At 50.4% G+C, this 14,811-nt stretch carries 15 protein-coding genes; 10 read left to right on the top strand and 5 right to left on the bottom strand.

Annotated elements, in window-relative coordinates; genetic code table 11:
• The first annotated feature begins 252 nt into the window (after positions 1-252).
• Positions 253-837 carry a TetR/AcrR family transcriptional regulator gene (locus PGRAT_RS01445; protein ID WP_025706065.1) on the top strand — a complete coding sequence of 195 codons (585 nt, stop codon included), beginning with the start codon at positions 253-255 and terminating at the stop codon, positions 835-837.
• 161 nt (positions 838-998) lie between these two features.
• On the opposite strand, the gene PGRAT_RS01440 is transcribed toward PGRAT_RS01445, so the two are convergent.
• Positions 999-1,562, bottom strand: a complete 564-nt coding sequence (locus PGRAT_RS01440) for a class I SAM-dependent methyltransferase (protein WP_025706066.1) — start codon at positions 1,560-1,562, stop codon at positions 999-1,001.
• A gap of 176 nt (positions 1,563-1,738) precedes the next feature.
• Positions 1,739-2,119 (bottom strand): hypothetical protein, encoded by a 381-nt coding sequence (locus PGRAT_RS01435; protein WP_025706067.1) that lies wholly within the window; start codon positions 2,117-2,119, stop codon positions 1,739-1,741.
• Positions 2,120-2,411: 292 nt separating this feature from the next.
• Between PGRAT_RS01435 and PGRAT_RS01430 the strand changes: the two genes are divergently transcribed.
• The 8 genes from PGRAT_RS01430 to PGRAT_RS01395 all read left to right on the top strand — a co-directional run bounded on the left by PGRAT_RS01430 (position 2,412) and on the right by PGRAT_RS01395 (position 11,745).
• Positions 2,412-3,596: a MerR family transcriptional regulator gene (locus PGRAT_RS01430; protein ID WP_025706068.1), complete on the top strand. Its 1,185-nt coding sequence runs from the start codon at positions 2,412-2,414 to the stop codon at positions 3,594-3,596.
• A 1-nt stretch (position 3,597) separates the two neighbouring features.
• Positions 3,598-4,560, top strand: coding sequence for a GDP-mannose pyrophosphatase NudK (gene nudK / locus PGRAT_RS01425; protein WP_025706069.1), 963 nt, complete (start codon positions 3,598-3,600; stop codon positions 4,558-4,560).
• A 476-nt stretch (positions 4,561-5,036) separates the two neighbouring features.
• Positions 5,037-5,894 (top strand): carbohydrate ABC transporter permease, encoded by an 858-nt coding sequence (locus PGRAT_RS01420; protein ID WP_042265872.1) that lies wholly within the window; start codon positions 5,037-5,039, stop codon positions 5,892-5,894.
• Positions 5,891-6,769, top strand: coding sequence for a carbohydrate ABC transporter permease (locus PGRAT_RS01415; protein WP_042265869.1), 879 nt, complete (start codon positions 5,891-5,893; stop codon positions 6,767-6,769). Before PGRAT_RS01420 ends, PGRAT_RS01415 begins: the two co-directional genes overlap by 4 nt.
• A 51-nt stretch (positions 6,770-6,820) precedes the next feature.
• On the top strand, positions 6,821-8,206 hold the full coding sequence (locus PGRAT_RS01410) for an ABC transporter substrate-binding protein (protein ID WP_042265866.1): 1,386 nt from the start codon (positions 6,821-6,823) through the stop codon (positions 8,204-8,206).
• An 86-nt stretch (positions 8,207-8,292) separates the two neighbouring features.
• Complete coding sequence (locus PGRAT_RS01405; protein ID WP_025706689.1) at positions 8,293-9,282, top strand: LacI family DNA-binding transcriptional regulator; 990 nt, start codon at positions 8,293-8,295, stop codon at positions 9,280-9,282.
• A 126-nt stretch (positions 9,283-9,408) separates the two neighbouring features.
• A complete protein-coding gene (locus PGRAT_RS01400) occupies positions 9,409-10,404 on the top strand; it encodes an N-acetylglucosamine kinase (RefSeq protein WP_042265863.1) in 996 nt (331 codons plus the stop codon).
• A gap of 6 nt (positions 10,405-10,410) precedes the next feature.
• Positions 10,411-11,745, top strand: a complete 1,335-nt coding sequence (locus PGRAT_RS01395; protein ID WP_025703156.1) for a 6-phospho-beta-glucosidase — start codon at positions 10,411-10,413, stop codon at positions 11,743-11,745.
• Positions 11,746-11,825: 80 nt separating this feature from the next.
• On the opposite strand, the gene PGRAT_RS32925 is transcribed toward PGRAT_RS01395, so the two are convergent.
• Genes PGRAT_RS32925 through PGRAT_RS01385 form a run of 3 tightly spaced genes read right to left on the bottom strand, consistent with a single transcriptional unit; the run spans position 11,826 to position 13,284 of the window.
• On the bottom strand, positions 11,826-12,002 hold the full coding sequence (locus tag PGRAT_RS32925; protein ID WP_174469017.1) for a hypothetical protein: 177 nt from the start codon (positions 12,000-12,002) through the stop codon (positions 11,826-11,828).
• A 28-nt stretch (positions 12,003-12,030) separates the two neighbouring features.
• Positions 12,031-12,456, bottom strand: a complete 426-nt coding sequence (locus PGRAT_RS01390) for a MaoC family dehydratase (RefSeq protein WP_025703162.1) — start codon at positions 12,454-12,456, stop codon at positions 12,031-12,033.
• A gap of 60 nt (positions 12,457-12,516) precedes the next feature.
• Positions 12,517-13,284, bottom strand: coding sequence for a helix-turn-helix transcriptional regulator (locus PGRAT_RS01385; protein WP_042267733.1), 768 nt, complete (start codon positions 13,282-13,284; stop codon positions 12,517-12,519).
• A 173-nt stretch (positions 13,285-13,457) separates the two neighbouring features.
• On the opposite strand from PGRAT_RS01385, the gene PGRAT_RS01380 reads away from it, so the two are divergent.
• The gene (locus tag PGRAT_RS01380; RefSeq protein WP_025703166.1) at positions 13,458-14,744 is read left to right on the top strand and encodes a Gfo/Idh/MocA family protein; all 1,287 of its coding nucleotides are present in this window, start codon (positions 13,458-13,460) and stop codon (positions 14,742-14,744) included.
• Positions 14,745-14,811 lie beyond the last annotated feature (67 nt).

The raw sequence follows: 14,811 nt of genomic DNA, 5'->3' as shown, positions 1-14,811 counted from the left end.
TAACATGAAGTTGCCCATTTGATCCAATAAGCTAGCAGAATATTGCGCGCCTTCTTTAGCCGTTGAGGCATTTAATGCAGACTCCGGAGCGGCGCATGCTAATTTTCCGTTAAATAATCTCAATGGATTTTAGTCCTTCTCATTTTTCAATACGTTGATTTCCAGCATGTGATTATCTTATAATCTGGGGATAGCATAAGCAATGAACAGAAGTAGGGAAGTTGTTGTATTTAAAGAAGAGGGTGATTTTTAATGAGTATATATAAAGAGAAGAAACAAAAAACAAAATATCTTATTCAAAAATCATTTCTCCAAGTTTTAGAAAAAAAGAAGTTCGAATTGACTACGATAGGGGACATTACGAAAATAGCGCAAATTAATCGCGGGACATTTTATTTGCATTATTCAGATAAATTCGATTTACTGAATCAAATGGAAGAGCAGTTATTTTCAGATATAGGAAATCATATTGATGAATTACAATCCCGGTACTTGCCTACTCGCACGATCGATATAGAACAAAAACAATTAGCTGATTCATTGTTCAGTTCCATCGAAATCAATGCTCCAATTATAAAGATATTTTTAGGCAATCATGGCAGAGCGGGTTTCCACATTCGATTTATGAATGCCTTTTCAAAAAAGGTGCGTTTTAATTTAGAACAGCATGAAGGTTTCTATGCAGATTTAGAGGTCCCACTGGAATACTTTCTATCCTTTATAACCTCTGCTTTTTTAGGATTAATTGAACAATGGATTCGAAATGGTTTAGATAAAACCCCAAAAGAAATGACAGAGTTGTATATTGAGATTATTCTCTTTATTCAAAGGAAATAACGAGGATCTTTAACTTCTTATAGAGGTATCGGCAAGCTGCTTCTCGTCGAATAAACCAACAACGCATCAATGCGAGTTTAACTGACACAGCTACATACTATAAGAAATTTGCGAAGTTAAAAGGACTACCGAAAGAGGTGATCCTTTTATAAACTAACGTGTCAATCTGCAGTATTACTTTTTATTAGTAACGGCTTTTTTGCATCTATAATAATGGATACCATTCCTAATTCTTTAATGGAATTTCTTGTATCAAAGCGAAATGATCTCCCTACCTTCCCGTCCATTTCATTCCAGTATGTATAATGAAAATCTCCATTCTCATCGCAATACTCCAACAACGTTACTTCAAACCCTGCCATTTCAAATACAGATACAAAGGTTTTTGCATCATAAACTATTTTATGAGATGCCGCAGGATGATCCGCTGGTCCAGGACCGCCGACTTGAACCATCTGTTGATACCAATCGTTACGGAAATTTTTATCAGGAACTGCACAACGAATGTACCCACCAGGTTTTAAAAACTGATAACAATGCTTCGCCGCCGTAATCCCTTCCTCGTAAGTTAAATGTTCCCATACATGTTCAGCCAAAAATGCATCAATACTCTCTGGTTCAGATAAATTGATCCAACTTTCCAAAGATAGTAAATTCAATTCATCTTCTTGGGTATTGAGCCAATCATCATACTTTGTCTGCCCTGCTCCTATGACCACTTTCATATAAATACCACCACCCAAACTTGATTAAAAAAACACAACTTACATTATATGTTATTCAACAAATAAATCAATTGCATTCTGTATAAAACAACAAACTTTGCGGAAACAGCGTTAAAAAAAGAAGGTGCGGGAAGCCGGTTCATCACCAGACGCTTTTCGCACCTTCGCTTTCTTGTCTAAATCAACACGTTGAAGCGGCCTTCTGAATTCACCGTCGCCGTCCGGGGATCAGTCTGACCGATGCCCTGGAGGCCTCCCTTTCGTTCAGTCCGCCAGAGCGGGAGATGGTCTTGAAGCGGTGGAGCAGGTACAAAATTGGCTGAGGCGCTGCTCCCGCTTTTCTGCACCAGTCGGGCCTCCAGCAATCGAATGTTCCGCTGCAGCTGCTCACGGCGATATGGAGCCTGCCGCTCTCCGCCCTGCGCTGCATTCACCTTGTCCAGTTCCATCAGCAACTGGTTCCGCTGCTTCTCCATGGAACTGACATCGCTTTGTGTGCCACCGTAAGCTGCAATGGCCTGTACCGGGCTGATGCCTGATACTGTCTGTGCCACCATGATCTTTCCCTCCGTTTTCTTGGCTCCTAATCCAAGCCCAGCCAAATTTGATAGTTCTAATCATCTCTATTACCCAGCCATCCCTGCCATGACAACATTCCAACCGCATATCGGAAAAAATCGTCGTATAGTCTCAGTCGGCCGCTTGTTTCAACCATACCAAAGACCCACCGGGGACTGGTAAAAAGTCCCTTTAGGGTAAATTATTATTTTGCTTGAAGGTGACGTTACGTCATTTGCTATACTGACTGAGAACGACCTGCAAGAGTAAACAATTGGATGTGAGAATTGGATGGACAAACAGAACGGTCTGACGACAGGACAGCTTGCCAAACGTACAGGGATCACGGTCAGGACATTGCGGTATTACGATCAAATCGGGCTTCTGAGTCCAGAAGATCATCACACCGGAGCCAAAAGATCGTACAACATGAAAGACCTGGAAAGATTACAGCAAATCCAGATGTTGAAGTATCTAGGGTTGCCGCTTCAAAAAATAAAGGACATTTTAGATGCAGAATCGTTATCGAGCGTGGACATCAGACACTCCCTGCAAGCACAACTCGATGTCCTACAGAGAAAAGCCGCTCATACGGAGCACGTAGTGCATGCAATACGGGATGCTCTGGAAATGTCTGCTTACGGGTCCGATTGGAACCGTTTGGCGGATGTTATTCAAACCGTGCAGAGTGAGAACAATTGGGGAGAGCAGTATCAGACGGCGAACCGCCTGCAAACGCGGATACATCTTTACGACAGGTATAGTACGAATCCCCAAGGCTGGCATCGCTGGATCTTTGAACAACTGGAGGGACAACCGGGAGCACGCATTCTCGAGCTGGGCTGCGGTGACGGGACCTTTTGGATAAGAAACGCCGAACGGATTCCAAGCAGCTGGCGCATCACGCTTACCGATATGTCGGGCGGAATGGTGGAAGAAGCGCGTTCCAGCTTGGGGAGGAACAATTCGCAGTTTAAGTTCTTATCTGTTAATGCACAGCAAATCCCTTTCCATGATGAGCAATTCGATATGGTTATCGCTAACAACATGCTGTACCACGTGCCGGACATCCCTGGAGCAATCCTCGAGATGCACCGTGTCCTAAAACAAGGAGGTCTAGTGTGCACCGCTACGATGAGCACGCAGCACCTGCAAGAAATTGAACACTTGGCGGCCTCGTTTGACCCCGACCTGCATGTGTTGGATCAGGCTATTAAACGGTTCCACCTGGATAATGGAAGGGACTTACTGTCTTCTTGCTTCTCCGATCTTCGCTTGCTTCGATACGAAGACCGGCTGTTGGTTGACGAAGCGGAGCCCCTGATCGAATATATGATTTCTACGCCGATGAACGCAAGACAGCGGCTTGTCGGAGCGGTTAATGACAAGTTTCGAGACCATATCAACGGGCTTCTGCAGCAGAACGGGCCCCTCGTAATGACTAAAGAGAACGGAATCTTTTTAGGGAGGAAATGAGATGAAGGCACAGCAGGATTACCCAAGAGTACGGATTGTACAAGAGGAGCTTTTATCGGATAACTGGTACACCTTAAAGAAGGTTACATTCGAGTTTGAAAAAGACAATGGACAATGGGAGACACAATCCCGTGAGGTGTACGATCGCGGCAACGGCGCGACGATCCTGCTCTATAACCGGCATAAACAAACTGTTGTACTGACCAGGCAGTTCCGAATGCCTACTTACAGGAACGGCAATGAGACTGGAATGCTCATCGAAACCTGTGCGGGGCTGCTCGATAAAGAAACACCGGAAGAAGGTATTCTGCGGGAGACGGAGGAAGAGACAGGGTACCGTATCCGCCATGTGCAAAAAGTTGGCGAGGCTTATATGTCGCCGGGCTCCGTTACCGAAATCCTGCACTTCTATGTAGCCGAATATAGTGAAGATATGACAACGGGCCGCGGCGGGGGCCTTGAGGAGGAGCAGGAAAACATTGAGGTGGTGGAACTTCCGTTTGCTCAAGCACTAGACATGGTCGAAAGCGGGGAGATTCGTGACGCTAAGACGATAATGCTGCTCCAGCACGTCCAGATTCAAGGCCTCTTAAAAGTGCAATCAAAACCACTGCATATTCTCATCGCCGGCCCCTATCGTTCTGGAACGAATGATGATCATGTATTAATCGAGAAAAACGTCAACTACATGAATGAAATCGCCCTTCAAGTTTACGAGGCTGGACACATGCCGGTGCTGGGGGAGTGGTATGCTTTGCCTCTTATCGCGACGGCCGGTTCCACTGCTCAGGGAGATGAGATTTTTAACAACATTTTTCATCCGTCTTCCATTCGCCTGCTTGATTACTGTAACGCCGTGCTTCGAGTCGGGGGAGCATCTCAGGGTGCCGACGAAATGGTAAGGGTGGCGAAAGAGAAAGGATTGCTGATTTACGAACGGCTCGACGAACTTCCGTTGGTGTGATATCTATAGTAGCCGCCCAAAGCGGACTACCCGTTAACTGATTTTGGAAGAACGTTAGAACCGGTCATAGTAGCAAAAATACAAACAGCAGCCTACCGATCATTAGGGGGTTTGCTGTTTTATTTATATTCACGCCACCAAAATGTCATATTACTTCACACAAACCCTCGAAATTCCAGCATTCACACCTCCAAAACAATACGTAAATTTTATATTGTGTCATATTTCTTCACTGACAGCGCTTTATATTTTAAATTAGGGGTTGATTATTTTCCGGCCATCATCTATGATATTCTCATCAGGTCGAACATAAAGTTTAAACGATTAAACTTTTAAAGCGAATTATAAATTAATACCCTTTATTTATTCTATATTACAACGTTTATTTATTATAAAAGTTAAAGCGCTTATACTTTATGACATGAGGGGCTGGTGTGTAAGTGATTAAGAGTGAGAGCAGGCGGCAGACGTTCTATATGTATATGTTCATCTCTCCGTGGCTAGTCGGTTTTCTGGTGTTCGCCTTGTATCCTATCCTTTCGTCGCTGTATTACAGCTTCACCGATTATGACATCATTCACCCGCCAAGATTCATTGGACTCGCCAATTACACGGAGATGTTCCACAATGAGCTGTTCTGGAAATCGGTCACGGTTACCCTGAGGTACACCCTCGTCAGTGTGCCGATACAGCTGCTGCTGGGTCTTGGCTTCGCCCTGCTGCTGCACCAGACGATCCCGCTGCGCGGATTTTTCCGCACGGCGATGTATTTTCCGAGCATGGTGTCCGGGGTAGCCATGTCGCTCCTCTGGTACTGGATCTTCAACCCGCAGATCGGCCTCTTCAACTACATGCTCTCCTGGTTCGGCATCCATGGCCCGGCCTGGCTGATGAACCCGGACACAGCATTGTATGCCTTGATTATCATGTCCCTTTGGACTGCTGGTTCTGGCATGATCCTCTTCCTGGCCGGGCTGCAGGGTGTGCCAGCCAGCCTCATCGAAGCCGCCAATCTTGACGGAGCCGGGCGGTTCAGAATTTTCCTGAATATCACCCTGCCGATGATCTCACCGGTGCTGCTGTTCCAGCTCATTATGGGCCTGATTGATTCATTCCAGGTTTTCACCCAGGCGTTCGTCATGACCCAAGGCGGTCCGAACTACTCTACCTGGTTCTATGTCTACAATCTTTACACCAGCGCCTTCAAGGAATACCGGGCCGGCTACTCTTCTGCCCTGGCGTGGGTGCTGCTGATCGTCGTCATGATATTCACGGCGATTATTATGAAGCTGTCGAACCGTTATGTGCACTATGAAGGAGGCGGACGCCGATGAGCATTGTCCGAACAGCCAACCACCGCCCTGCCGCTTCCGCGCACCGCCGGAGAATCGATCCCGTGAAGGCAGCCAGCTTCATCACACTGCTGATCACCACTTTTCTAATGCTGCTGCCCTTGTTTTTCATGGTCTCCACCTCGCTGAAGTCGAAGAAGGAGATGCTGAAGTTTCCGCCGACCTTTCTGCCTGAGAGCTGGGCGTGGAGCAACTACCGGGATATTTTTGATACGCTGCAGTTCGGTACGCTCTACAAGAACAGCCTGATCATTGCCGTGCTGACGGTCATCGGCACCCTGATCTCCTCGGGGCTGGTCGCTTACGGATTCGCCCGGTTCAGAGGAAGAGGCAACCAGTTCCTGTTCGTCCTGGTGCTCAGCACCATGATGCTGCCGTATCCGGCGATTATGATTCCGCAGTTCGTGCTCTTCTCCCACATGAACTGGATTGATACTTTCCTGCCGCTGATCGTGCCCGCGTTCTTCGGCTCGGCGTACAACATTTTCCTGCTGCGGCAGTTCTTCTCCACCCTGCCGGAAGAATTGTTCGATGCCGGACGGATCGACGGCTGCGGCGAGCTGCGGATGTGGTGGACAATTGCCCTGCCGCTGTCGGCTCCGGCGCTGGCAACGGTTGCGATTTTTGCTTTTATCTACAGCTGGAATGACTTGCTTACGCCCGTTCTCTACTTAAGCTCGTCGGAGAAGTTCACGCTGCCGGTCGGCATGGCTTCCCTGACCTCGTCGCGCTTCCGCATTCCGCCCTGGCATCTCTTGATGGTTGCCTCTGTACTGGCGATGCTTCCTATCGTTACCTTGTTTGCGCTTGCCCAGAAGCAATTCGTCGAAGGCATTGTACTAACCGGCATCAAGTAATTACCGCCCTAATCCGGCGGCCCAATACGACTTGAAAAGAGGGATTAGCTGATGAATAACCGTAACCGCAAAACATCCGCCCTGCTGCTTGCAGCCGGTCTAACCGCAATGGCGGCCTTATCCGGCTGCAGCGGAGGCAAATCGGCGGGCAATGTGGCTGAAGGAAATCATGGCGCAGCAGACAGCGGCGGCTCAGGGGAACAAGTAACGATCACCCACTATACCATTGATTCCGAGGACCGCACGTTTATTGAGAAACTGATTCCCGACTTCGAGAAGGAACATCCGAACATCCGGGTCAAGGTGGAAAAAGCGCCCTACGAGCAGTTTGACAGCAAGCTGCAGACACTGATCGCCGGAGGCAAATCTCCGGATGTCACGAGCCATTACGGATATGGCGGTTTTGCCGAATATTACAACAAGGACATGCTGCTGGATTTGACAGATCTGATTAAAGAGGACGGGTTCAAGCAGGAGGATTACCACATCCCCGACAATCTCATGAAGATCTACACCGTCAAGGACCGCACCTACGGCATTCCGGTCAACATGTATGTCACCTTGATGCTCTACAACAAAGACATGTTCGATGCGGCGAAGCTCTCCTACCCGCCAAGCGATTACGAGGACAAAAGCTGGACCTTTGACAAGATGGTCGAAGAAGCTAAGAAAATGACCGTGGTCTCTGATGATATTGCCAAGACCCAGTACGGTGTGGACTTCACCTGGGCCGAACGCGATATGCGGCCGCTTTATTTTGGAGCTGAGCCTTATTCTGAAGATACCTGGTCGAACGGGGGCGTGCCTTCCGAAACTCACTTCGACTCTCCCGGGGTGATTGCAGCTTATCAAAAGCTGTTCGATCTGATATTCAAGGATAAAGTCTCACCGACCTCCGAGTGGAGCAAAAGCGTGGCCGGCCAGAACGGCGATCCCTTCGTCGCAGGTAAAATCGGCATGTCCATCGGCGGCTCGTGGAACCTGGCGGGAGCAAATGATTTTCCATTCAAAATCGGTGTAGCCGCCGTTCCTTGGGGAGGCAATGACAAGGTGCGCAGCACACTGTTCGTTGATCCGCTGATGATTCTGAAGGATTCGAAGCATCCGAAGGAAGCCTTTGAATGGATTAAATATCTGGTGACTACCGAAGTCCAGGAGAAGTCCATCGAGCTGAGCGGCGGCAACCCGCCGGTCAACACCGAAGCCGCGGAAGCGTATTATAAACATTTTGAAGGCATTGATCCGCAGGATGTGAAAAAGGTCTACGAGGGCGCGGTCAAATACGGCTTCGAATCCTACAACCATCTGATCACCAACTACTCGCAGATCAACGACATGTTCATCAATGAGCTGCAGCCGGTCGAAACCGGACATAAGACACTGGAGGAGGTTATGCCGGTCATCCAGAAGAAAGTGACCGAGATTATTAAGAGATAAATCCCTACGTTTAGCGGATATCCGGCAAGCCCTGTATACTGAAGGTAAGGTTAGATTCGGAAAATCCGCTGCAAGGAGCGTTTGAGATGAAAGTAAGTATTTTTGATGTAGCCAAAAAATCCGGGTTATCCGTAGTCACGGTATCCCGGGTCATCAACGGCGCAGGTTCGGTCCGCGAGAAAAACCGCCAGAAGGTGCTGGAAGCCATCAAAGAGCTGGATTACCGCCCCAATGCGGCGGCCCGCAGCCTGGCCAGCGGCAAGACCGGCATCATTGGCCTGATCGTTACTACACTGCAGGACTCCTTTTTCGATGCGGTGGTCAAGGAGCTGAATGAGGTGCTGGCGCTGCATGGATATTTTCTGGCCATTTCCATTTCAACCGGCATCGGCTCCGACGAGAACCACTACCTGATCCAGGAGGACCGGGTAGACGGTCTAATTCTGCTCTCTCCGATGCAGGAGGATAATTATATTGTAGAGCTGAAACGGAGGGGCATCCCCTATGTGCTGATTGATAACCAGCAGCCCGAGAATGACAGCTATTCGATTACCATTGACAATGTAAAAGGCGGGTATGCCGCAGCCCGCCACCTGCTGGAGCTGGGGCATACCTCTATCGCCCATCTCTGCGGACAGGAGATGTTCCGCAGTACCAGAGAACGGCGCGCGGGATTCCTGAAGGCGCTTGAGGAACAAGGGCTGGCGCCCTTCGAAGTTGTTCATGGCGATTTCGAAATCGCCCAGGGCTACGATACCGCAAAACGCTGGCTGTCCGAAGGCAATCTGCCCACGGCTGTTTTTACCGGCGATGACAATATCGCCCTCGGGGTAATCAACGCCCTGATGGAGGCAGGAGTCCGCATCCCGGAAGAGGTATCCATTGTCGGCTATGACGATCACTACATCGCCTCGCAGCTTCGCCCGCATCTGACGACCCTGCGCCAGCCGGCGGACAAGATAGGGCTGGCCGCTGCCGATATGCTGCTGAAACGCATAGGCGGGACCATGAAGCGCGGTGCCAACGTAAGGATTGACCCGGAGCTGATTGTGCGGGAATCTACCTCATCCAAGTAGACACCGTGTTTCACTAGAAGTACTTCAGGATGCGAAAGCTAACCAAACTTAGCGTATGCTTTCGAAGCAGGGTTTGCGAAGTATATTAAGGAAGTGTGGACTACAAAACTTTAGGAGTGACGACCATTGGCTTACTACATGGGCATCGATGGCGGAGGAAGCAAAACCTACGCCCTGCTCTGCGATGAGCACGGCAATGTGCTCGGCAAAGGCAGGAGCGGCAATGGCAACCACCAGACGGGAGCCCGCCGGGCCGCCGCCAGCATCAGCGCGGCGGCCTTCGAGGCGCTTGCGGAAGCCGGACTTCAGCTTAGCGATATAAGACACGCTTACCTGGGACTTGCCGGTGCTGACCGCAAGACCGATTACGATATCCTCCATCCGATGATCCGCACCATCGGATTTATGAATTATACGATCAGCGGCGATCCGATGATCGGTCTGCGGGCGGGCACGAGCCGCCCCTGCGGGGTTGCCCTGATCTGCGGCACCGGCACGAACGCCGCCGGGCGCAGCCGCGACGGCCGTCATTATCAATGCGGCGGCTTTGATTACATGTACGGCGATTTCGGCGGCGGCGGAGCGCTGAACATCGAGGTATTCCGCACTGTGCTCCGGGCCTGGGACGGGCGCGAGGCGCCCACTCTGCTAACAGAGCCGCTATTGAAGCTGCTCGGCTATGCACAGGTGGAGGACATGTTCAATGACTTCCTCGATCACGGGAAGTCTGTGCCGCTGGACGCGGCCCGCCTGCTGTTCCCGGCAGCGGCCGAAGGCGACGCCGCCGCGCTGGCTATTCTGCACCGCCAGGGCGTGGAGCTGGGCAAAGCCGCTGCTGCTGTCATCCATCGGCTGGGCATGGCAAACGATGTGTTTGATGTGGTCTTGGCCGGAAGCCTGCTCACCCGGGGCGACCGGGGCTGGATCCGCGGCCCGATTGAGCAGGCGGTTCACAATGCAGCCCCGAATGCTTCGGTAGTCACCTTAACTACGGAGCCTGTCGTTGGTGCCGTATGGTCGGCACTGGAGGAGGACGGCATTATCGTAACCAACGGGATTTATGAGAAAATGCGTGTGTTTCAGGATTTCGAAGCAATTCCCATCACAACCAGACAGGAGTGATTTATCTTGGCAGCTAACCAAGGTCTCAAAATCGCCGTCATCGGCGGCGGCTCTTCCTATACCCCCGAACTTGTCGAAGGCTTCATTCTTCATCACAAGGAGCTTCCCGTCCGCGAGCTATGGCTTGTGGACATTGAACCGGGCCTGCGCAAGCTGAATATTGTCGGCAGCCTCGCGAAACGCATGGTAGAGAAATCAGGGCTTCCGATTGAAATCCACCTGACAACGGACCGCCGCAAGGCGATTGAAGGGGCCGATTTCGTCAGCACCCAGATTCGTGTCGGCATGCTGGATGCCCGTGCCCGCGACGAGTCAATCCCGCTGAAATACGGTGTGATCGGCCAGGAAACGACCGGCCCGGGCGGAATGCTGAAGGCTCTGCGCACTATCCCTGTAATCCTGGATATCTGCCGGGATATCGAAGAGCTGGCCCCGAATGCCTGGCTGCTCAATTTCACGAATCCGGCGGGCATGGTTACCGAGGCCGTGCTGCGGTATTCGAACGTTAAAAGTATAGGGCTGTGCAATGCCCCGATCGGACTGATCAAGCAGGTATCCGCCAAATACAATGCTGCGCCTGACCGGATCTATGCCGAATTCGTCGGCCTGAACCATCTGCATTGGATTACCCGCATTGATGTAGAGGGTGAAGACAAACTGGATGACATGCTGGCTGATACTGCAGGCTACAGCGCAAAGAATGTGCCGGCCCGGGAGTGGAATCCCGAGTTCCTGCAATCCTTACACGCTCTGCCCTCCTACTACCTGAAATATTTTTATATGACCGATGCCATGCTCGCAGAGCAGTTGGAATCCTTCAAGCAGGGCGGCAACCGCGCCGAGGTCGTCAAACGCGTTGAGGAAGAACTGTTCGAAATCTACGGCAATCCTGAGCTGAGCGAAAAGCCGAAGCAGCTGGAGCAGCGCGGCGGAGCCTTTTATTCCGAGGCCGCAGTCAATCTGATGCGTTCCCTTCACAATGGCACGAACGATATCCAGACGCTGAATGTCGCAAACCGCGGAATCCTTGATTTCCTGCCGGAGGATGCCAGCATTGAAGTCAACTGTGTGGTGACCAAGACCGGACCGCTGCCGCTGCCGCTGACCAAGATTCCGCCGATGGCCAAAGGACTGATCCATTCCGTCAAAACCTATGAGCAGCTCGCGATTGACGCCGCCGTGACCGGCGACCGCAGCCTGGCGATCCAAGCGCTGGCGCATCATCCGCTGGTGCCTTCGGTAGAAGTAGCCATCGCCATGCTGGACGAAATGCTGGAAGCAAACAAGGAGTATTTGCCGAACTTTTTTGCTAAGGAGACTGCCGGAACACCAGCACAATAGACAATAATTGTGTTCAGCAAAAAGAGACTGCCTATCTCCGCAGAATACTCTGCGGAGAGGCCAGTCTCTTTTTGGTTTTATCAACGAATGGTATAACGATAGATTTCGCCTTCGATGTTCACCTCGGCATAGAGTGGTTTGCTGCCGGACTTTACTTCGTCAGGCACCTCAGCGAGATAGACAAGCGTACCGTTCTTGAGCGGCTCTATATTGGAAATACTAGAGTACGTGAAGTCTTCGCCGCCTTTACTGTGCATCTTCACCTTTGGAGCTGAGTAATTACGTTTACCGCTTAACCAGAACGGTTAATTCACCTTCAAATACCTTCTCATCCTTCTGGTTGAACGTTGACAGCCATACAGTAACGCTCCCTGTTTCATTTTTCTTCTCTTTTAGCGCTGTTACTTCAACAACAGTATGCAATTCATCCTCTGGATACACGGGTTTTATAAATTTCAGATGATTCATAGCCGTTCCGGCAATAATATCATCGCCATAACTCCCCGTTTCAACCCAGATCTTAAATGAGACTGCCATGGTTTGTATTCCTGAAGCGATGATTCCATTAAATCTCCCTTGCTTTGCTTTGTCTTCATCCAAATGCATATACTGCGGATCAAACTCCGCTGCAAAACTTGTAATACTCTCTTTAGTGATTGTTATAGACTTGGTTTTAAAGACTTGTCCGACATAAAATTCATGAAATTTCATTAAAGCACCTCTTAGCTGTTTTGATATGTTGGGAAACCGGCTTGGATTACACTTCCGGGACTACTCCCGGTTCTGCTTCCGGTATTGCAGCGGCGAACGTCCGGTGATTTCCTTAAATACCCGACCGAAATGGGCAATGCTCTCGAATCCCGTCTCCCGGGCGATCCGGGTCACTCTCCAATCCGTTGTCCGGAGCAGGGCTTTCGTCTCGCGGATGCGGACATAATTCAAATACTCGATCATTGTAAACCCTGTCGTCTGTTTGAACGTCCGGCATAAATACGTAGAGCTGATGAAAAAATGCTCGGCAATGCCTCCAAGCGTCAACTTTTCGCCATAATGGGCATCCAGATATTCAATAATGCCGTAGACCCGGTGCTGTGCTTCACTTTGCTCCGGAATCACCACCGCCGGCTTCGCATTACGGATGCGGTCCAGCCGGATCAGCAGCTGAAGCAGCAGCGTCTGCAGATACGGCCTGCTCCACGGCGCTCCCTCCCGCTGCTCCTGCAGCATCGCCTGGAACAGATCGGCAATCTCCCCCTGCTCATGGGCATTGGGCCGGAGCAAAAAGCTCTCTCCCTGGAACATCTCTGCCAAGTCCGGCACAAGGCCTGCCGCAGGCTCCAGGAACAAATCGTCAAAATTGACCAGAATCCGCTCATGCCGCGAGCGGTTGCGGCTGGTTGTACGATGCAGCTGATTTTTGTTGATGAAGACCAGATCGCCTGCCTGCAAGGCATAAATCCGGTTATGGATATAATAATGCCGCTCCCCGGACAGCAAATAATAGATTTCATAGGAATCATGGAAATGATCGGTATCCATATTGAAATTACCGGACCGCCTGAGCTGCTCCACCTGAAAAAAAGGCTCCACACCGCGCCTCCCTCTAGGATAAAATATGCATACTTTTTTCTATATCGAACTAAATAACGTTCACTTTTTGCATTTCCTATACTATAAAATAGAATCAAATCCAAGTAAATGGAGTGATCCCCTTGTCCAAAAAGAAATATGTGCTAGTCGGTACCGGCGGCCGGGCCGAGTTTTTTTACGGCGCACTGGTTACCGCTTACAGCGAAACCTCCGAACTCGCAGCCTTCTGTGATGTCAATCAGACGCGGATGAATTTTGCTAACCATATGCTGACGGACAAATACGGCTACCATAAGGTGCCTACCTACAAGGCCGGGAATTTCGACCGCATGATTGAGGAGACCCGGCCCGACTTCGTATTGGTGACGACCATTGACCGTACACACCACAAGTATATTATCCGCGCTATGGAGCTGGGCTGTGATGTCATATCCGAGAAGCCGATGACCATTGATGAGGAGAAATGCCAGCAGATCTTCGATGCCATCCAGCGTACCGGCAAAAATCTGCGGGTAACCTTCAATTACCGTTACGCACCGCATAACACAAAGATCCGTGAGGTTATTATGGACGGCGTGCTGGGAGAAATCCTGTCCGTCAATTTCGAGTGGCTGCTGAACACCCAGCATGGAGCGGATTATTTCCGCAGATGGCACCGGGACAAACGGAACAGCGGCGGCCTGCTGGTACATAAATCGACGCATCACTTCGACCTGATGAACTTCTGGCTGGCTTCACAGCCGGATACGGTCTTCGCCATGGGCGATCTGCGGTTCTACGGCAAAGAAAATGCAGAGAAAAGAGGCATCACCGAATTCTATCAGCGTGCCTATGGCAGCAAAGCTGCCGAGAATGATCCCTTCGCGCTCCATCTGGACCGCAACGAGCACCTGAAAAGCATGTATCTGGACGCAGAGCATGAAGACGGGTATCAGCGCGACCAAAGTGTATTCGGTGACAATATCAGCATCGAGGATACCATGAATGTAATGGTCAAGTACAAGAATAAGACCGTTATGAACTATTCGCTGAACGCTTATATGCCTTGGGAAGGGTTCATTATCGTCTTCAACGGCACGGAAGGCCGTATGGAGGTTCGCATCACTGAACAATCCTACGTCAATTCCGGCGGCAAAAAAGAAAACGAAGGCGCGTTGGAGGGTGTCAACATCACCATCTACCCTCACTTCAAGGAGCCTTACCGCGTCCAGTTCGAAAGCAGTGCAGGCGGCCATGGAGGCGGTGATCCGGTGCTGCTGCGCGACATTTTCGATAAGAAACAGGAGGACCGCTTTGGCCGTGCAGCCTCGCACAAGGATGGCGCCATGTCGATCATGACCGGGATTGCGGCCAACCGCTCCATGCGTACCGGCCAGCCGGTGAAGGTAGACGACATCTGGAAAATGTAACAGGCAAAAACGGTCTAAAAAAACACAAAAAGGGCGTGCCTTCCTGAGAAGAGCACGCCTTTTTCTT

Origin of the sequence: Paenibacillus graminis, assembly GCF_000758705.1 — a bacterium.
GTDB lineage: Bacteria > Bacillota > Bacilli > Paenibacillales > Paenibacillaceae > Paenibacillus_AQ > Paenibacillus_AQ graminis.
This window is presented reverse-complemented; position numbering and strand designations above follow the sequence as displayed.

Coding starts and splice junctions, on each gene's coding strand:
- PGRAT_RS01410 (WP_042265866.1), top strand. CDS start 6,821: ATGAATAACCGTAACCGCAAAACATCCGCCCTGCTGCTTGCAGCCGGT.
- PGRAT_RS01390 (WP_025703162.1), bottom strand. CDS start 12,456: ATGAAATTTCATGAATTTTATGTCGGACAAGTCTTTAAAACCAAGTCT.
- PGRAT_RS01405 (WP_025706689.1), top strand. CDS start 8,293: ATGAAAGTAAGTATTTTTGATGTAGCCAAAAAATCCGGGTTATCCGTA.
- PGRAT_RS01385 (WP_042267733.1), bottom strand. CDS start 13,284: ATGGATACCGATCATTTCCATGATTCCTATGAAATCTATTATTTGCTG.
- PGRAT_RS01440 (WP_025706066.1), bottom strand. CDS start 1,562: ATGAAAGTGGTCATAGGAGCAGGGCAGACAAAGTATGATGATTGGCTC.
- PGRAT_RS01435 (WP_025706067.1), bottom strand. CDS start 2,119: ATGGTGGCACAGACAGTATCAGGCATCAGCCCGGTACAGGCCATTGCA.
- PGRAT_RS01420 (WP_042265872.1), top strand. CDS start 5,037: ATGTATATGTTCATCTCTCCGTGGCTAGTCGGTTTTCTGGTGTTCGCC.
- PGRAT_RS01445 (WP_025706065.1), top strand. CDS start 253: ATGAGTATATATAAAGAGAAGAAACAAAAAACAAAATATCTTATTCAA.
- PGRAT_RS01430 (WP_025706068.1), top strand. CDS start 2,412: ATGGACAAACAGAACGGTCTGACGACAGGACAGCTTGCCAAACGTACA.
- nudK (WP_025706069.1), top strand. CDS start 3,598: ATGAAGGCACAGCAGGATTACCCAAGAGTACGGATTGTACAAGAGGAG.
- PGRAT_RS01415 (WP_042265869.1), top strand. CDS start 5,891: ATGAGCATTGTCCGAACAGCCAACCACCGCCCTGCCGCTTCCGCGCAC.
- PGRAT_RS32925 (WP_174469017.1), bottom strand. CDS start 12,002: ATGCACAGTAAAGGCGGCGAAGACTTCACGTACTCTAGTATTTCCAAT.